This window comes from Ruegeria sp. D6 (genome assembly GCF_056534365.1).
Map to the genome: position 1 here is coordinate 232,404 of NZ_JBQFPH010000004.1, position 18,546 is coordinate 250,949.

Below are 18,546 nucleotides of genomic sequence, written 5' to 3' on the forward strand. Positions count from 1 at the left end.
CTAGTCTGCGTTGTTGATCCGCCCGCGCATCTCTTCGGCTTCCTGCCGCGCCGCGCGCAGCCCTTCCATTGCGGCATTCAACTCGGCTTCGGTTTGCGTCAGCTGGTTGGTTAGCTCTGCCTCACGCTGCTGCAAATATGTGATGGCCTGATCGCGTGTTTCTTCGGCCTCGTGCAGTTCCTGACTCATGCGGTCAAGATCGGCCACGTCGCTTTGGCGAACACGGGACAGCCGATGGGCCAGCCAGTTGGCGAACCAACCCATGCAGAAAGCTGCGAACAGGATAATGGCTGTGGCGATGATGAATTCTGTTCTGTTCAACTTACTGGTCCTCTGAGCCTGCATCCGGTGCGTCGGTTTCAGGTGTCTCGATTTCGGCCTCAGATTCGGCCTCGGCTTCCATCGCCTCAAGCCCGGTCAGGGTGTTGGCCACGGGTTCAGGACGGATCAGGCGAAACTCTATGCGGCGGTTCTCTTCGCGGCCTTCTTCGGTTTCGTTATCGGCGATGGGCTGCGTCTCGCCATACCCGACCGCAGAAAAGCTTGAGGTCGGCACGCGCCGTCCGCGTAATTCGTTCAGGATCGACTGCGCGCGCGACTGGCTGAGCTGCTGGTTCATCTCTTCACGGCCCTGACTGTCGGTATGGCCCTGAATCTCCAACCGGATGGGGCCACATTCACGCAGGATGTCCGCGATCTGGTTCAGGGCATCGCGCGAGTCTGCTGCGACGGTGGCTGATCCCGGTTCGAACGCAATTTTTCTGGCGGCCTGAACCTCGGCCAGCTGCTCTTCGCAGACCTCAGGGTCGGGCGGCGCGTCGGCGGGTGCGGGCGGCTCCTGATAGGTGATTGACAGGGTGTAATCCTGCGCCTCGCCCAGCTTGTCCGACAGCATGCCGGCGATCCGGGCCTTGGCGTCGGGATCATGGCTGATGCCCGACAGCGCTACATTGTCCGGCGTAACGGTCAGGGCGCCATTGTGCAGTTGCGACAGTGCCTCCAGCCCCGCCAAGACGCGTATGGGCCAATCCGCGGGCAGGTCCGGTGCAATCCGGGTGGCTGTGTGCACCTGCAATGATCCAAAGGCGGCACGTGCAAAGCTGTCGGTCATTTCACGCAGCGTTTCGTCACTCAGACGGCCACGCAGTTGAACCAAACCCTCAGGGCTACGTGTTGCGACGAATTCAATAGGCCCAGTCGGGTCATCCGGTTCGGGTTCGGGAAGAACTGCATGCAAGGCGAAAACCTCGGGCAGCGTATTTTCGAGCTCTCCCACGATGCGGTCGAACTCCAAAGGGTTAGTCCCTTGTGTGGCAACTAGAGTGATATCTGCATCCGACAGAGTAACTGAACCCTGACCAAGTTCGGATAGCGCACGAATGCTGAGCTGCGCTGCATTCGCCCAACGCGGAGACGGTACGCCTAGCCCAATGGTGCAGGAATAGGGGCCGGTCAGTCCGGCCTCTTGTGCTGCAGCGACGATGATGTCGCGCGCAACTTCATCCTGGGCCGAGCACGCATCAAACTGCCCGCCATCTTCATCAATCAAATAGCGCAGCGTGAATGGTGTGATTACCGGGCGAGGTGCCGAAATCGAAAGGCCAATTCGCAGACCTGGTGGCGCGGCGCGGCTCAGGTCTTGTTCCAGCTGGTCTTTCTCTTGCTGGCTATCGGCAATCGCCGTGATACGCACCAACCCTGGGCTGGCAGATATCTTGGCCCGTGGCAAATCCGAGAGCGCTTCGATCGCATAGTCGATTGCCTGATCCCATCCGTCTGGCTTGGGATAGTCGGCACTTTCCATCAGGTCCGAGACTGACGCGTCCCGATCAAGGCGTTGCAGCCTGTCTACCAGATCGTCGCGATCCAGAGCCGCAGGTACTAGCCCGATAATCGAAATTCCGCTGTCATTGCGCAAGATCTCGGTAGAAAAGCGGGGCGGTGTCAGATCGGCGGTGGGAGCAACCTCCATCTCGTCAATGACGCGCGAGGTGTCGACCTCGGTGCCCGCAGCGATCAGGGCGTTGAATCGGGTCGCCTCAGTCGGGGCCGTGCCGGTCAGAACGACACGCAGGCCGTCGGATTCGACTTCGGCCCAATCATGCCCCTGCAAGTTCAAGGCCTTTCGCACGGCCAGTTCCGAGGCGTCTTCGATCTTGCTGACCGCAAATCCAGCGACCACCAGCGATAGAACGGCGGACACCGCGAAAATCAACGCAACAGCTAGGGCGTAAGGCAGACGCATGGGCGAAATCGAGACTCCTCGGGCGGTTGGTTCCGGGACTCATACAGAGCGCAGCACAGAGGTGCAATCAGAGGAAAAGGGCGACGCAGAGGAAGATCAGCGGAATCAAGCCGGTGTCACGATTGGCCCGGAAAAGCTGCAGCAATTTGGCGTTGTCCTCCGTGTCCAGCCCCCGCAATTGCCAGGCCAGATGCCACCCCATCGCCCAGGGCCCGCCAAGGGCGACCGCCAAAGCAAGAACCGATGTCCCGGGCAAAGCCGCGTCGATAATTGCAAAGGCCATTAGACTGACGGTTCCAATCAGAAAATACTTGAGCCAACGGGCGGTATCGGTGCCAAACAGCCGTGCGGTGGACTTGATGCCGATCAGCTCGTCATCCTCGGCATCCTGATGGGCGTAGATCGTGTCGTAGAACAAAGTCCAGGCGATTCCTGACAGATAAAGCATGATCGCAGGCCAGCCCACGGTGCCGGTATGTGCAGCCCAGGCCAGCAATGCGCCCCAGTTGAAGGCCAGCCCCAGAAAAATCTGCGGCCACCAGGTAAATCGTTTTGCATAGGGATAGATGGTAACAGGCAGCAAAGACAAAACTCCCATCGCAATCGCGGCCCGGTTGAAGGTCAGAAGGATGGCCAGGGCCAACAGACATTGCAGCACCATCCAGAATACCGCCTGACGGACACTCACCTGACCCGAGGGAATCGGGCGCGACCTTGTACGCTCGACCTTCCCGTCAAACTCACGATCAGTAATGTCATTCCACGTACAGCCCGCGCCACGCATCAAAAACGCACCAATGGCACAACCAACTGCGATCCAAAGATCCTCCCATCGTGGTGCGCCGTCGCTCAGGATGGCCAAGGCCAGACCCCACCAGCAGGGAATCAGCAGAAGCCATGTGCCGATGGGTCGGTCTGCGCGGCTGAGCCGCAGGTAAGGGCGGGCAAAGGCGGGGGCGTGGGTGTCGACCCAATTGCCGGTTACGGCATCGGCGACTTGACCGTCTGGTGTTGGGGCATTGCCTTGCATATGTAGGGTCTCATGAATGCGAAGATCAGACTGTATGTAGAGCACCCTTTGGGTCCGGGGCAATCGGTTCCTTTGACGCGTGAGCAGGCGCATTATCTGTTCGGTGTCATGCGCCTGTCGGTTGGGGGGCAGGTCGCGCTATTTAATGGCAGCGATGGTGAGTGGCAGGCAGAGGTAGCAGAAGCAAGTAAACGAGGCGGAATTCTGTCGTGCGTGGAGCAATCGAAACCTCTGCAATTACCGCCCGATCTGTGGCTTCTCTTTGCACCGATCAAGAAGGCGCGGACCGATTTCATCGTTGAAAAAGCAGCTGAAATGGGGGCCGCGCGGATCATACCGGTGCAGACCGAATTCACCAACTCCGAGCGCATTCGGCAGGATCGCTTGCAGGCCCACGCAATTGAGGCGGCCGAACAATGTGGCGGCACTTTTGTGCCTGAGGTCGCTGACCTCCAGCGATTGGATCGTATCCTGGGCGCGTGGCCCGATGATCGCCAATTGATGTTCTGTGACGAGGCTGAAGCCGGCTCGGCCCTGCGCATGGCAGAGAATGAGAAAGGCAAGCCGTGGGCGATCCTGATCGGCCCCGAGGGCGGGTTTTCCGAGCCCGAACGCAAACGGTTGGCGGAGCTACCATTTACCCATGTGGTCAGCCTCGGCCCACGCATCCTGCGCGCCGATACAGCAGCCGTTGCGGCGATGACAATGTGGCAGCAAGCGTTGGGAGATTGGACGTGACGTGGCAATTGGCGCAGGAAACGGACCTGTCCAGGATCGACTCGTTTTTGTCCCAACATATCCAAACATCGATGTTCCCTTTGGCCAATCTACGGGATTTTGGCCTGTGCGGTACGCATCCCCGGTCGTTGAATGCATGGACGCTTGGCAGCCCGTTGCGTGCGGTCTTTGCCATAACAAATGAAGGCATGATCCTGCTGCAATGTCCCGACTGTTCGGATACCGAACTTGCCGCAGCGATTGACCTTATTCGAGGCCGGGCCCTGTTCGGCATCGCGGCTGAGGCAACGCAGGCTCGTCGGATAATGCAGTTGGCAGGTTGGGAGGGGCGACCCGCGACCCTGAACAGCGATGAGCCGGGGTTTTCCCTGGCGTTGGATCGACTTCAAATACCGGATTTCAGTGGGGCAGATCTCATGCCGCTTACTGATGTAGACCGTTCGGTCCTTGAAGACTGGCGAGAAAGCTACCTCATCGAAGCCATGGATTTTGATCCTGTGCGCGCACAGACGCAGGCTGGGAAGGACATCAAGACCTATATCGAGCGGGATTCTCATCGAGTTTTGCTGCAGAATGGCCTACCGGTCAGCATGACCGGCTTCAACGCCCGCCTGCCTGATGTGGTGCAGATCGGCGGTGTCTACACGCCACCAGATTCACGAGGGCGGGGCTATGCGCGTTTGGCTGTTGCCTTGCATCTGGTTGAGGCGCGCGACGCGGGAGTTTCCAGAGCTGTCCTCTTTGCGGCTTCCGATGCGGCAGCGCGTGCCTATATATCCATTGGGTTCCAGCCTGCGGGTCAATACTCGCTGATCCTGTTCAAAAACCCGGAGGACGTGGCATGAGTTTCTTTCGACCCGAAGCCAAACTGGCCCTATGGCGCTGGCGCGAAGTGCTGGTTGCAGGGTTTGTTCTGATCCTCGGCCTCAGCTGGATCAGCGGCCCTGGTGGATTGCTGGCGTGGTTGGGGTGGCTGCTGATCGTCGTCTCGATGGCACTGGCGGTGATCGGAGTGCAACGCGCGCGCTTTCGCAATGGTGCGGGAGGACCGGGTGTGGTGACTATTGATGAAGGCCAGATCACCTATCTGGGCCCGCTCGACGGCGGCATCGTTGCAGCCCGCGAAATCGAGCGGTTGGCGTTGGATCCGACCTCGCAACCTGCGCATTGGGTTTTGGATCAGCCGGGGCAGCCGACCCTTCACATTCCGGTGAACGCCGAAGGGGCCGAGGCACTGTTTGATGTGTTCTCAGCACTTCCGGGGCTTAAAACCGAGCAAATGCTGTCGGAACTCAACGGTCGTGCGGCACATCCGGTGGTGATCTGGGAACGCACGCCGTCACGGCCTGCGCATCTTAGGCTGCATTGACACTGGCGCGGTTTGCGCTCAGGACTGACCGTCAAGACAGACACATCAGGATCGGAGCACGGGTCACATGTCCATCCCCCAGTCCGGCGGCGGACCGATCGAAAGCCATGAGCAACTGGCCGAATATCTGGAATCGGGCTGCAAGCCCAAGGAAGATTGGCGCATCGGAACCGAGCACGAAAAGTTCGGCTATTGCAAAGACACTCTGAAACCACTGCCGTTTGAAGGCAAACGGTCGATTGTGGCCGTGCTGGAAGGTCTGCGAGACCGCCATGGCTGGGCTGAAGTGCGTGAAGCTGGACATTTAATCGGGCTTGAGAAGGACGGCGCGAACGTCAGCCTGGAACCAGGCGGTGCGTTGGAACTGTCCGGCGCTCCGCTCGAGACAATTCATGAAACGTGTGATGAGGTGAACACTCACCTGCGTGAAGTGAAGGATATCGCCGATGAGATCGGTGTAGGCTTTATTGGTCTGGGCGCAGCCCCGATCTGGACCCATGAAGAGATGCCGTTGATGCCCAAAGGCCGTTACCGGCTGATGAACGATTATATGGAGAAAGTCGGCACCATGGGCCGTGCCATGATGCGGCGCACCTGCACGGTTCAGGTCAATATCGACTTCGGGTCCGAGGCCGACATGGTGCAGAAGCTGCGCGTCGCGCTGGCCCTTCAGCCGGTCGCGACGGCGCTGTTTGCGAACTCTCCGTTTTTCGAGGGCAAGGTGAACGGCCAGAAAAGCTGGCGCAGTTATATCTGGCGGCATCTGGACGATGCACGGACGGGCATGCTGCCCTTTGTGTTCGAAGAAGGCTTCGGGTTCGAACGCTATGTACAATATGCGCTCGATGTACCGATGTATTTCGTCTATCGCGACGGCCAGTATATCAACGCGCTGGGCATGTCGTTCCGCGACTTCCTGCAGGGCAAACTGCCTGCGCTGCCCGGTGAGACGCCGACTCTGTCCGATTGGGCCGATCACCTGACCACGGCATTTCCCGAAGCGCGGATCAAGAAATTCATGGAGATGCGCGGCGCCGATGGTGGCCCATGGCGCAGGCTCTGTGCGCTGCCTGCCTTCTGGGTTGGTCTGACCTATGATCAAACCGCACTGGATGCCGCTTGGGATCTGGTCAAAGGCTGGGATGCCGAGACGCGCGAAGCGCTGCGAGTTGAGGCCGCCAAGGATGGCCTTCAGGCGCAGGTTGGTGACATCAATATGCATGATCTGGCGCGCGAAGTGGTCTCGATTGCCGAGGCTGGTCTGGCGTCCCGCGCACGCCCCGGTGCGGGTGGTCTGGTGCAAGACGAGACGCATTTCCTGAACGCGCTCAAGGACAGCATCGATACAGGCAAGGTTCCTGCGGATGAGTTGCTGGATCACTACAATGGCGACTGGAATGGCAACCTGACCCGGATTTATCCCGAATACAGCTATTGATCTCCACCGTCCCGCTTGCATTCGCGGGACGGGGCCGATAGCAGGTTGGCGACCAAATTCAGAGGGCGTCATGGACGATCTTAAGGCAAAATATCTGGGCCAAATCGCCGAAGCAGGCGACGAAAACGCGCTTGAGGCAATCCGCGTCGCTGCCGTGGGCAAAAAGGGCGAGGTCGCGCTGAAGATGCGCGAGCTGGGCAAGATGACCCCCGAAGAGCGTCAGGTCGCAGGCCCCGCGCTGAACGCCCTGAAGGATGAGATCAACTCGGCCCTCTCCGCCAAAAAGGCCGCGCTGGCCGATGTGGCGCTGGATGAGCGTCTGCGCACCGAATGGCTGGACGTCACCCTGCCGACCCGCGCGCGCCGTCAGGGTTCGATCCACCCGGTCAGCCAGGCGACCGAGGAACTGACCGCGATCTTTGCCGAGTTGGGCTTCTCGGTGGCCGAAGGGCCGCGTATCGAGACCGACTGGCACAACTTCGACGCCCTGAACATCCCCGGCCACCACCCCGCGCGCGCCGAGATGGACACGTTCTACATGCACCGCGCCGAGGGTGATAACCGCCCGCCGCACGTGCTGCGCACGCATACCTCACCGGTCCAGATCCGCTCGATGGAACTGCAGGGCGCGCCGATCCGCGTGATCTGTCCGGGCGGCGTCTACCGCGCCGACTATGACCAGACCCACACGCCGATGTTCCATCAGGTCGAGGGGTTGGCGATTGATAAAGACATCTCGATGGCGAACCTGAAATGGGTTCTGGAAGAGTTCGTGAAAGCGTTCTTCGAGGTCGACGACGTCGAGCTGCGCTTCCGCGCCTCGCACTTCCCCTTCACCGAACCATCGGCCGAGGTCGATATCCGCTGTTCCTGGGACAATGGTCAGCTGAAGATCGGCGAGGGCGACGACTGGATGGAGATTCTGGGCTCGGGCATGGTCCACCCCAAGGTGATCGCGGCCGGTGGGATTGATCCCGAGGTCTATCAGGGCTTTGCGTTCGGCATCGGTATCGACCGTCTGGCGATGCTGAAATATGGCATTCCGGATTTGCGGGCGTTCTTTGATTCCGACCTCCGTTGGCTGCGGCACTATGGGTTTGCGGCATTGGATATGCCGAATTTGCATGGTGGTTTGAGCCGATAGAGTGCGTGTTGGATAGCTGTCTGATAGCATGCCAAGACTGGTGGAAGCAGCGAGTTTCCAAAAGACCATTGGTTTGGTTCTTGGGTCTTTTTATCGCCAGTGTATTGCCTCTCATGCTCACTTCTTGGGTATGGGGTAACGACTCAGCGGCAATCTTTATTGTGTTTATTGGATCTTTACTGCTGTTTTTGCCTGGAATGATAGTTGCTGGCATGGAGTTTGCACGACCAGGTGCGTTTCAGCTTCGCGACAGAATTCAGAGAGAAAAGACGCGGGATTTGATAGACAAAAGGAAGAGCGGATTTTGGAATTGGTGGTGATCCGTTTGGTTTTCTGACCAGCGCGGCTTTGTGATTTGATCCGTTGTAGGGTGGGGTTTCACCCCACCGTGGGGTGGTTGGTGGGGTGAAACCCCACCCTACACCAATAAGTTACGTGACAGGGCGGAGCATGTCGCTAGGCTCCGGCGTATGATCTATCAACTGCTTTTTCTTCTGCTGACTGCGACTCCGGCTTTTGCCATGGGGCCCTGGAAATCTGACTGCCACGGCGATACCGCCTGTCAGATCGGCGACCGCTCGTACCATGTGATGGAACCTGATGGTTGGGATGGCGAAACGCCTCTGCCGGTGCTGTTGCACTTCCACGGCTGGGCGCGGCAGGGCGATGTGGTGGTGAACCATGAGCGCATCGCCGGGGCAACCAAGCTGCGCGATGTGCTGTTGGTGGCTCCGAATGGGCTGGGCAAAAGTTGGAACTTCTGGACTGCTGATACCGCAGACGTGCCGTTCGCAGATCGCGTGCTTGAGGACGTCGCCAAACGCTATCCCATTGATCCTGAGCGTATCTATGTCTCGGGCTATTCTTATGGCGGCGCAATGGCATGGCGCTATGTCTGCCAGTCGGGCAATGACATCGCCGCGCTGTTGGCGGTTGCGGGCTCGATCCGCCAGACCGAGGACTGCCCGGAAGCCCCGCGCGAGGTGCGCCATGTGCATGGGCTGGACGATACGGTGATGGATTTTCCCTTTGGGCCGGACGGCGATACGACCTATCCGGTGGCGCTGTGGAAGGCCAAGTTCAACTGCAACGGCGCGACCCCGCGCGGGGATTGGAGCGTGAAGCCGTTCCTGACGCTCAGCCGGGTAGAGTGGACCGATTGCGCGCAAGGGCAGGTGACACTGGACACCCATCCCGGCGGGCACTTTATTCCCCACGGCTGGATCGGCTGGCAGCTGGACGAGCTTTTGGGTCGCACCCCCACCTATCCGTGAGCCGCAGCGCTTGCACCTCGGCGCAATCTTTGCCATTGCCTGTGCCGACTGAATGTTTGCCGAAAAAGGCCCGCTGCAATGAAATTCACTCTGTCCTGGCTGAAAGACCACCTCGATACGGATGCGTCGGTTGATGAGATCGCTGATGCACTGACCGATCTCGGGCTTGAGGTCGAAGAGATCGTCAACCCGGCGGACCGTCTGGCGGGCTTTACGCTGGGTCATGTGAAACATGCCGAGAAGCACCCGGACGCCGATAAGCTGCGCGTTTGCACGGTTGAAACCGACGAGGGCGATCTGCAGATCATTTGCGGCGCGCCCAATGCGCGCGAAGGCATCACCGTGGTGGTTTGTAAACCGGGTATGTATATTCCCGGCCTGGATATCACCATCAGCGTCGGCAAGATCCGTGGCGTCGAGAGCTTTGGCATGATGGCATCCGAGCGCGAGCTTGAGCTGTCGGATGAACACGACGGGATTATCGAGCTGCCCTCGGGTGAGGTCGGTGATCGGTTTGTCGATTGGTTGGCTGAGAACGATCCGTCAAAGGTTGATCCGATGATCGAGATCGCGATCACGCCGAACCGCCCGGATGCGCTGGGTGTAGCGGGTATTGCGCGAGATCTGGCTGCACGTGGATTGGGCACGCTGAAGGTGCGTGACTATGTCCCCGTGCCGGGGGACTTTGAAAGCCCGATCAAAGTGTCGATTGATGAAGATACGCTGGATGGCGCGCCGCATTTCACCGGTCGGCTTATCAGGGGCGTCAAAAACGGCCCCAGCCCGCAATGGCTGCAGGACCAGTTGAAGGCGATTGGTCTGCGTCCGATCTCGGCCTTGGTGGATATCACCAACTATATGACCTTCGATCACAACCGCCCGCTGCACGTATTCGATGCCGACAAGGTGCAGGGTAACCTACGCGTTCACCGTGCCAAAGGTGGCGAGAAGCTGGTTGCACTGGATGAAAAAGAATACTCCCTTCAGCCTGGCATGATGGTGATTTCGGACGACAAAGGCCCGGAATCTATCGCGGGTATCATGGGCGGCGAGGAAACCGGTTGTACCGAGGAGACCGTGAACGTCTTCCTTGAAAGCGCGTTCTGGGATCATGTACAGATCGCCCTCACAGGTCGGGCGCTGAAGATAAACTCGGACGCGCGGTATCGATTCGAGCGCGGCGTCGACCCGGAATACACGCGCGAAGGGTTGGAGCATGCGACGCAGATGATCTTGGATATCTGCGGCGGTGAAGCCTCGAATGTGGTCGAGGCGGGCAAAGCGCCGAACCACGCGCGGGCCTACAAACTGGACGCGGCGCGCGTGCAGTCCTTGGTCGGGATGGAGATTCCGGAAAGCGAGCAGCGGCAGACACTGACCCGTTTGGGCTTTCGTCTGGATGGCGAGATGGCGTATGTGCCCAGCTGGCGACCCGATATCATGGGGGAGGCCGATCTGGTGGAAGAGGTTGCGCGGATCGCTTCTCTGACCAAGTTGCAGGGTATTCCGCTGCCGCGTACGACAGCAGGTATCCCCAAACCGGTCATGACACCCACGCAGCGTCGCCAGTCGATGGCGCGCCGGACCTGTGCAGCGCTGGGGTACAATGAATGTGTGTCTTATACTTTCATCGATCAGGCCTCGGCAGCCTTGTTCGGGGGCGGTGACGCAGCAACCATGTTGGAAAACCCGATCTCGTCCGAGATGAGCCATATGCGCCCTGATCTGCTGCCTGGTCTGCTGCAAGCGGCGGCGCGCAATCAGGCGCGGGGTTATGCCGATCTGGCCTTGTTCGAGGTCGGGCCAGTGTTCCACGATGGTGAGCCGGGGGATCAACAGACACAGATTACCGGCCTGTTGGTTGGGCGTAGCGGTCCCAAGGACGTGCATGGTGCTTCCCGTCCCGTTGACCTGTTTGATGCCAAAGCCGACGCAGAGGCGGTGCTTGCCGCCATTGGTGCGCCTGCCAAGGTTCAGATCCTTCGTGGCGGCGATGCCTGGTGGCACCCGGGTCGGCACGGCAAGATTTGTCTGGGCCCCAAAAAGGTTCTGGGCGTTTTTGGTGAATTGCATCCGCGCGTGTTGCAGGCGTTGGATATCAAGGGTCCGGCAATGGCGTTCACCATCTGGCCGGATCAGGTGCCGATGCCACGTAAATCCGGTGCGACCCGTTCTGCCTTGGAATTGCGCGACCTGCAGGCGGTCGAGCGCGATTTCGCCTTTGTTGTAAATGCGGATATCGAAGCTCTGACGTTGGTCAATGCGGCTGCGGGTGCTGATAAGGCTCTGATCGAGGACGTGCGCGTCTTTGACGAATTCATTGGCGGTAGCGTCGGCGAGGGCAAGAAGTCTCTGGCCATTACCGTAAGGCTCCAGCCGTCGGACGCGACCCTGAAGGAAAAGGATATCGAGGCGGTCAGCACCAAGATTGTCGAAAAAGTGATGAAAGCCACTGGCGGCGTCTTGCGGGGATGAGTTGGTTTTCGCCTCCGGCGGGAGTATTTTTGAAATGATAAAGGGGCCATTGCGCCCCTTTTTCACGGGAGGAGAGAAAAATGCTGAAGGTCTATTTGTCCGGTGAGATTCACACGGATTGGCGCGAGCAGATCATTGCGGGCGCCGATGGGTTGGATGTTGAGTTCAGTAGCCCGGTCACCGATCACGGTGCTTCGGACGATTGCGGTGTCACGATCTTGGGGGCCGAGCCGAACAAGTACTGGCACGATCACAAGGGTGCCATGGTCAACGCGATCCGGACCCGCAAGGGCATATCAGACGCGGATGTTGTGGTTGTACGCTTTGGGGACAAATACAAGCAGTGGAACGCGGCATTTGACGCGGGCTATGCGGCAGCACTGGGCAAGTCGATCATTGTTCTGCACGGGGCTGATCATCAGCACGCGCTGAAAGAAGTAGATGCAGCAGCACTCGCCGTCGCTGAAGAACCCGCGCAAGTTGTTGAGATCTTGCGCTACGTTCTAACAGGCGCGCTGCCTGGGTAACCCGATGGCCCGTGGCGGCGGATTTGGATCCCGCCGCACAGGCCTTGTGTATCAATCCCGTGAGGGGATGTTCAGTCCTCTTTGCACTGCGGGTCGATCCAGGAACCTATCCAGATAGCGCGTAACGTTGCCATAGCTTTCCCAGCCTATGACATCCTTGACGCCGTAATAATCTAAACCGCGCAGCCACGGCGCGATTGCGATATCCGCGATCGAGAATTCTCCGGCGATCCAATCTTGGCCGTCCAGTTGCCGGTCGAGAACGTTCAGCAGGCGTTTGGCCTCGGACACGTAGCGTTCGCGCGGGCGGGGGTCTTCGATTTCAGCCCCTGCGAATTTGTGGAAATACCCAAGCTGGCCAAACATTGGTCCGATACCGCCCATCTGGAACATAACCCATTGGGTGACCCGGTGCTTGTCGCCTTTGTTCTGACCCAGCAGCTTACCGCTCTTTTCAGCGAGGTACAGAAGGATTGCACCGCTTTCGAACAAAGCCAACGGAGCATCGTCGGGCCCGTTGGGATCAATGATCGCCGGGATCTTGTTGTTCGGGTTCAGCGAAAGAAACTCCGGGCTTTTGACATCTGCATCGGCCAGTGTGACACGATGTGCCTCATAAGGCAGGCCGGTTTCTTCCAGCATGATCGACGCCTTTACCCCGTTGGGTGTGGGGAAGGAATAAAGCTGAATCCGCTCGGGGAACTGTGGGGACCATTTATTCATGATCGGGAATTGGATTGTGTCCAGCATGATGGGCTCCTTTTATCGCGCCTGTCTCGGTCAATCTGGTAATTTGTGGCGCTTTTGTAAGGTCCAATTCTGTGCGTGATCGGTCAGTCGATGTTTGCTGGGGAACAGCAGGGGGGAAAACTCGGAAATCCCGCACCTAGACCTGCGCGCAAAATTAGCCCAGACTTTTCAGCGATCCCGCGCCAAAAGGCGCGGGTTTGCTGTTGGCGCAAAGGAGAAGCGTGTGGAAGATGTCGTAACACAGGTGGGCGCATTTGGTCCGCTGATCATGAGCGCGATCAAAGCGTTGATCGTTCTGGTATTGGGTTGGATCGTTGCCGGAGCCATTAGCGGTCTGGTGCGGCGGCGGATCAACGCCACGCCACATATCGACCCGACTTTGGGGAATTTCGTTGCGAGCCTCGTGAAATGGGTGCTGCTGGCGATTGTCTTTGTCGCCGTTCTGGGCATTTTCGGAATCGAGGCGACCAGCATCGTGGCCATTCTGGGTGCCGCATCTCTGGCCATCGGTTTGGCGCTGCAGGGAACACTCAGCGATCTGGCCGCTGGTGTGATGCTGGTCGTGTTCCGGCCCTATAAGCTAGGCCAATATGTCGATATTGGTGGCACAGCGGGTACTGTGAAAGACCTGAACCTGTTCACGACCGAGCTGGTGACGCCGGACAACGTGCAGATCATCGTGCCAAACGGTCAGGCTTGGGGTTCGGTGATCACAAACTATTCCGCCCATGACACCCGCCGGGTCGATCTGGTGTTTGGCATCGACTACGGCGATAGCGCGGATGAGGCTATGAACATCATCCTGGATGTGGCCAAAGCTGACGATCGTATCATGGCTGATCCTGAGCCCTGGGTGCGCGTGACAAATCTTGGGGATAGTTCGGTTGATCTGACCGCGCGCCTGTGGTGCGCAGCGGCTGACTATTGGGATGTGAAGTTTGAACTTACCAAAGCGATCAAAGAAGCGTTTGACGCCAAAGGCGTATCCATCCCGTATCCGCATTCTGTGGAGATTCACAAAGAGGCGTAAGCCTCCCGCCCGTCGATCGGGCATTGAAATGCCCTCCTCTGGTTGGGCCGGGCACCGCGCTAAGGCGCGGTGCTTTTTTGTGCGACCCTTGGTCCAGAAAACAACAGCGCCGCGCTATTGGCGCGGCGCTGGGCCCAAGTCTGTAAAGCGTCCTTTGAAAAAGGACGCTTTCAGAGGCGGGAGCGCTCTTAGTTCAACAGAGTTGTTGGATCGACAGAGTCGATGTTGAGGGCGGTGCCCACCGCTTCGTAAGTCAGCTTGCCGGCGTGGACGTTCAAACCTGCCAGCAGGTGTGCGTCGTCCTTACAGGCCTGCTTCCAGCCCTTGCTTGCCAGCGATAACATGAACGGCATGGTTGCGTTGCCCAGTGCGATGGTCGAAGTCCGGGCAACCGCACCGGGCATGTTGGCGACGCAGTAGTGCATGATGCCGTCAACTTCGTAAACCGGATTGGCGTGGGTGGTGGCTTTCGAGGTTTCAAAACAGCCGCCCTGATCGATCGCAACGTCTACCAGAGCCGCGCCGGGCTTCATGGTCGACAGCTGTTCGCGCGAGATCAGTTTGGGAGCAGCTGCGCCCGGGATCAGGACCGCACCGATGACCAGGTCGGCATCCTGGATCAGCTCGGCTGTCGCACCAGCGGTTGAATACTGGTTCTTGAAGGTTCCGCCGAACACATCGTCCAGATAGCGGAGACGCGGCAGCGAACGGTCCAGTACGGTCACATCCGCACCCATGCCTGCGGCAATCTTCGCTGCGTGGGTGCCTACGACACCTCCGCCGATGACGATCACTTTGGCAGGGCCTACACCCGGTACACCACCCATCAGAACGCCGCGGCCACCGTTGGCCTTTTGCAGAGTCCAGGACCCAACTTGCGGAGCCAAGCGGCCAGCAACCTCGGACATCGGCGCCAGCAGCGGCAGGCCGCCATTGGAGTCAGTCACGGTCTCATAGGCAATCGCGGTGCAGCCGGATTCCAGCAGATCGTGGGTCTGGTCTGGATCGGGTGCCAGGTGCAGATAGGTGAACAGCAACTGACCTTCGCGCAGCATTTTACGCTCGACCGCCTGAGGTTCCTTGACCTTGACGATCATATCAGCCGTGGCGAACACTTCTTCTGCAGTGTCGACGATGCGGGCACCTGCCGCTACATAAGCGTCGTTATCAAAGCCCGAGCCCATCCCGGCACCGGTTTCGATAATGACTTCGTGACCGCGGGCCACAGCTTCGCCAGCAGCGTTCGGGGTCATCCCGACGCGGAATTCCTGAGGTTTGATTTCCTTGGGGCAGCCGATTTTCATGTGAGACTCCATTCATAAACTGCCTAAATTATGGGCATATATTGGCGCAATTTTTGTGAAACCCCACTTGCTAAACACACAATCTGCGGGAAAATATTCAGCATATAGACAACTTGACGCAATGGATGTGCGCAAATGACGATTGACGCAACAGATAGGAAGATTCTGGCTGCCCTGCAGCGCAAAGGGCGGATGTCAAATTCGGAATTGTCCGAACAGGCGAATCTATCCCCTTCGGCCTGCCACCGGCGCGTGCAGCGACTTGAGGCCGAGGGTTATATCAAGGACTACGTCGCCCTGTTGGATGCACGGAAGTTGAACGTTCCAACCACTGTGTTTGTCGAGATCACGTTGCAGGGTCAGGCGGAAGAAGTGCTGGAGGCGTTCGAAAAAGCCGTAGCACGGATTCCGGATGTGCTGGAATGCCATTTGATGGCGGGCACGGCGGACTACATTCTAAAGGTCGTCGCAGAAAATACCGAGGATTTTGCTCGCATTCATCGGCAATACCTGTCGCGCTTGCCTGGGGTGGCGCAGATGCAAAGCTCATTTGCTTTGCGCACGGTGTTCAAAACCACGGCTTTGCCTGTCTGAAACCAACTATTGGGGGTTAGCCTTGCGTCAATTCTGCCGCTTGTATCTGTCGTGCGGTCGGGCCAAAATCCATGTTTCCGACCTTATGTACGACCTCGGCACTTTGCGCTGACACTCGGTGGTTACACTGGCCGTGTACGGTCCGAACCCGATGAACAATAAGGAGCAGACCTTGGCTTACGAAAACAATAGCACGCCGAAAGATTGGCTGGAAGCTGAACTGGAAGACACGCTGGACGAAGATTTCGAGATCGAATTCAGCGAACCCATGCTTTCGATGGAAGTGCGCAAGATTTACAAGGACCAGCATCCTGACATGCTGGATCGCAAGGTCTATTTTCGCAACCTTTTGCGGCTGCAGGCTGAACTTATCAAAGTTCAGGATTGGGTGGTCCATACAGGGGCCAAGGTCTGTATTCTATTTGAAGGGCGCGACAGCGCCGGTAAAGGGGGCGTGATCAAGCGGATCACGCAGCGTTTGAACCCTCGTGTAGCGCGTGTGGTCGCCTTGCCTGCACCCAGCCGACGCGAACAAAGCCAGTGGTATTTTCAGCGCTACGTGCCCCATTTGCCTGCGGCCGGTGAGATCGTGTTCTTCGATCGGTCCTGGTACAACCGCGCTGGTGTTGAACGCGTGATGGGATTTGCCAACGAGGATCAGGTCGAACAGTTCTTTCAGGACGTTCCCGAATTCGAACGGATGCTGGTGCGGTCGGGGATTATCCTGCTGAAATACTGGTTCTCGATTACAGACGAAGAACAGCAATTGCGATTCCTGATGCGTATTCACGATCCGATGAAGCAGTGGAAACTGTCACCGATGGATCTGGAATCCCGCATCCGGTGGGAGGCATACACCAAGGCCAAAGAGGATATGTTCTTTCGCACCAACATATCTGAGGCGCCTTGGTATATCGTTGAAGGCAACGACAAGAAACGCGAACGGCTCAATTGTATCGAGCACCTGCTGACCAAGATCCCATATGAGGATGTGCCGCAGGAAAAGGTCAATCTGCCGGATCGGCGCTATAACCCCGAATACGAACGGCGCATTTTGCCGGATGAGCTACACGTGCCTAAGATATATTGATTTGGCAGGAAAGTGGTGCGGGAAAAGGATCCCCGCACCTGAACGGTTTGATTAACCCCAATCAAATCCGCAGTTCGTTTCGAAAACAAACACGCCGCACATGTCGTCATTCATGTCTTCGACTGTGGCTTCAACGGTTTCGATCATGTCGTCAGCGAAGTCGGTGTCGAACACCAGATCGAAATCATCCATCTCCGGGGTCGTGTCAGCCTGCTGCACCGGAGACCATTCGAACTGGTCAAATTGGGCTTGCAGCGCATTAACAAACGCTTCGATCCCGGCAAGGAAGGCCTGAACGTCAAAGCAGTCCGCGCCCGGTGCACCATTGTCAACGACAACTTCAGGTGTTTCTGGCTCGGGTTCTTCGACCTCGGTGACGTCGGTCTCCGGAGTTTCGGGTTCCTCGACCTCGACGACTTCAGTATCCGGCACATCGGGTTCCGGGTCTTCAACTTCAGTCACATCGGTATCAGGCGTTTCCGGCTCTTCAGTTTCGGTCACGTCTGTTCCCGGAGTCTCCTCAACCGGGTCCTCGGTCTCGGTAACCTCAGTTTCTGGCGTTTCGTCTGCCGGTTGCTCGGTTTCCGTCACATCGGTGTCGGGTGTTTCGTCCGATGGTTCTTCGGTTTCGGTGACGTCTTCCTCCGGGGTCTCCTCTGCCGGTTCTCCGGCATCGGGAACTTCCGCTACCGGTGTTTCGTCAACTGGTTCCTCAGTCTCGGTCACATCGGTTTCCGGCACTTCTGGTTCGGTCGGGGTGGTAACCTCTTCCTCCTCTGGCTCAACAACTTCTTCAACCGGAGGCGTCACCGGCGGGGTGGTGCCGCCGTTATCAAGATCGACATCGCCCTGAGTCGCCGCAAAGTTCTGCGTCACCATGACGGCGTCGTACCCCTGCATGTCGCCTTCTTCGATCCCGATGCCGATATATTTGAAATCGGGGTTCAGAATGTTGGCGCGGTGACCGGGGCTATTCATCAGGTTCTCGTGCAACTGGGCGACATCATCGCTGATACCGGGTGCGCCACGCTCGGATTGCCAGGCGATGTTTTCTCCGGTGCGCCAGCTCCCGGACAGGTCGAACCCTGCGGCTTGCATCCGTTGGGTCGCGGATGAACCACCCTGACCGGTGTGGCTGAACCGGTCGGTGTCCAGCATCCAGCTGCTGTGGTCCTCGGAAGATTCGTTCAGGTTGCGTTCAAGTTCCAGGGGATCAAGACCGCGGGATGTGCGCTCTTGGTTGATCAGCGCGAGCATTTCGCGCTCGACCGTACTTGCTGTCGACATCAGTGCCTCCGTTTTTGGTTATGTCTGAGTGGACGGCCTCACTTACAGACGATCAAAGAACGCTGAATAGGGCGGGTACGGCGATGGGCGTTTTTCGGCGGCAGAATGCAACCGAACGGCGATTCGCTGCGCTGTAAAATGCCGACTGCGGCGATTGCATTAAAATCGGCAGGTTGCCGCGAGGGTAAAGCCGGGAATTGGCGGGATCATCCGCCCTGAAAACGACAAACCCCCGGGCAGGGCCTCGGGGG

17 protein-coding genes are annotated in these 18,546 nt (G+C 58.3%); 11 read left to right on the forward strand and 6 right to left on the reverse strand.

From position 1 onward, the window contains the following. From ACR0A1_RS15240 to ubiA, 3 genes are all read right to left on the reverse strand, one after another. Window positions 1–321 (reverse strand): hypothetical protein, encoded by a 321-nt coding sequence (locus tag ACR0A1_RS15240; RefSeq protein ID WP_170395619.1) that lies wholly within the window; start codon window positions 319–321, stop codon window positions 1–3. Between the two features lies 1 nt (window position 322). Then, window positions 323–2,245, reverse strand: a complete 1,923-nt coding sequence (locus ACR0A1_RS15245) for an OmpA family protein (protein ID WP_170609141.1) — start codon at window positions 2,243–2,245, stop codon at window positions 323–325. A gap of 67 nt (window positions 2,246–2,312) precedes the next feature. After that, complete coding sequence (gene ubiA, locus ACR0A1_RS15250; protein WP_170597229.1) at window positions 2,313–3,275, reverse strand: 4-hydroxybenzoate octaprenyltransferase; 963 nt, start codon at window positions 3,273–3,275, stop codon at window positions 2,313–2,315. A gap of 12 nt (window positions 3,276–3,287) precedes the next feature. On the opposite strand from ubiA, the gene ACR0A1_RS15255 reads away from it, so the two are divergent. The 8 genes from ACR0A1_RS15255 (at window position 3,288) to ACR0A1_RS15290 (ending at window position 12,240) form a co-directional block, all read left to right on the forward strand. After that, the gene (locus ACR0A1_RS15255) at window positions 3,288–4,013 is read left to right on the forward strand and encodes a 16S rRNA (uracil(1498)-N(3))-methyltransferase (RefSeq protein WP_170647162.1); all 726 of its coding nucleotides are present in this window, start codon (window positions 3,288–3,290) and stop codon (window positions 4,011–4,013) included. Then, window positions 4,010–4,858: a GNAT family N-acetyltransferase gene (locus ACR0A1_RS15260; RefSeq protein ID WP_480868232.1), complete on the forward strand. Its 849-nt coding sequence runs from the start codon at window positions 4,010–4,012 to the stop codon at window positions 4,856–4,858. The genes ACR0A1_RS15255 and ACR0A1_RS15260 overlap by 4 nt, the downstream gene beginning before the upstream one ends. After that, the gene (locus tag ACR0A1_RS15265; protein ID WP_170408404.1) at window positions 4,855–5,382 is read left to right on the forward strand and encodes a hypothetical protein; all 528 of its coding nucleotides are present in this window, start codon (window positions 4,855–4,857) and stop codon (window positions 5,380–5,382) included. The genes ACR0A1_RS15260 and ACR0A1_RS15265 overlap by 4 nt, the downstream gene beginning before the upstream one ends. A 67-nt stretch (window positions 5,383–5,449) precedes the next feature. Then, entirely contained in the window at window positions 5,450–6,820 is a 1,371-nt protein-coding gene (locus ACR0A1_RS15270; protein WP_480868234.1) for a glutamate--cysteine ligase, read from the forward strand. 70 nt (window positions 6,821–6,890) lie between these two features. Next, entirely contained in the window at window positions 6,891–7,964 is a 1,074-nt protein-coding gene (gene pheS, locus ACR0A1_RS15275) for a phenylalanine--tRNA ligase subunit alpha (protein WP_170647159.1), read from the forward strand. Window positions 7,965–8,434: 470 nt separating this feature from the next. After that, entirely contained in the window at window positions 8,435–9,238 is an 804-nt protein-coding gene (locus tag ACR0A1_RS15280; protein WP_480868236.1) for a CE1 family esterase, read from the forward strand. Window positions 9,239–9,316: 78 nt separating this feature from the next. Next, the gene (gene pheT / locus ACR0A1_RS15285) at window positions 9,317–11,713 is read left to right on the forward strand and encodes a phenylalanine--tRNA ligase subunit beta (protein WP_480868238.1); all 2,397 of its coding nucleotides are present in this window, start codon (window positions 9,317–9,319) and stop codon (window positions 11,711–11,713) included. Window positions 11,714–11,793: 80 nt separating this feature from the next. Further along, window positions 11,794–12,240, forward strand: coding sequence for a YtoQ family protein (locus tag ACR0A1_RS15290; RefSeq protein WP_170423625.1), 447 nt, complete (start codon window positions 11,794–11,796; stop codon window positions 12,238–12,240). Between the two features lie 51 nt (window positions 12,241–12,291). On the opposite strand, the gene ACR0A1_RS15295 is transcribed toward ACR0A1_RS15290, so the two are convergent. After that, complete coding sequence (locus tag ACR0A1_RS15295) at window positions 12,292–12,990, reverse strand: glutathione S-transferase N-terminal domain-containing protein (RefSeq protein ID WP_170423627.1); 699 nt, start codon at window positions 12,988–12,990, stop codon at window positions 12,292–12,294. Window positions 12,991–13,213: 223 nt separating this feature from the next. On the opposite strand from ACR0A1_RS15295, the gene ACR0A1_RS15300 reads away from it, so the two are divergent. Next, complete coding sequence (locus tag ACR0A1_RS15300; RefSeq protein ID WP_170423629.1) at window positions 13,214–14,020, forward strand: mechanosensitive ion channel family protein; 807 nt, start codon at window positions 13,214–13,216, stop codon at window positions 14,018–14,020. Window positions 14,021–14,208: 188 nt separating this feature from the next. Here the strand turns inward: ACR0A1_RS15300 and ald are convergent, their stop codons facing one another. Continuing rightward, window positions 14,209–15,324, reverse strand: coding sequence for an alanine dehydrogenase (ald, locus tag ACR0A1_RS15305; protein ID WP_170566190.1), 1,116 nt, complete (start codon window positions 15,322–15,324; stop codon window positions 14,209–14,211). Window positions 15,325–15,459: 135 nt separating this feature from the next. Between ald and ACR0A1_RS15310 the strand changes: the two genes are divergently transcribed. Together ACR0A1_RS15310 and ppk2 are read left to right on the forward strand one after the other, a co-directional pair. Beyond that, window positions 15,460–15,918, forward strand: a complete 459-nt coding sequence (locus ACR0A1_RS15310; RefSeq protein WP_170395646.1) for an Lrp/AsnC family transcriptional regulator — start codon at window positions 15,460–15,462, stop codon at window positions 15,916–15,918. 151 nt (window positions 15,919–16,069) lie between these two features. Continuing rightward, window positions 16,070–17,008 carry a polyphosphate kinase 2 gene (gene ppk2 / locus ACR0A1_RS15315; RefSeq protein WP_170513211.1) on the forward strand — a complete coding sequence of 313 codons (939 nt, stop codon included), beginning with the start codon at window positions 16,070–16,072 and terminating at the stop codon, window positions 17,006–17,008. A 51-nt stretch (window positions 17,009–17,059) separates the two neighbouring features. Here the strand turns inward: ppk2 and ACR0A1_RS15320 are convergent, their stop codons facing one another. Next, window positions 17,060–18,295: a CAP domain-containing protein gene (locus ACR0A1_RS15320; RefSeq protein ID WP_480868241.1), complete on the reverse strand. Its 1,236-nt coding sequence runs from the start codon at window positions 18,293–18,295 to the stop codon at window positions 17,060–17,062. Window positions 18,296–18,546: the final 251 nt, after the last annotated feature.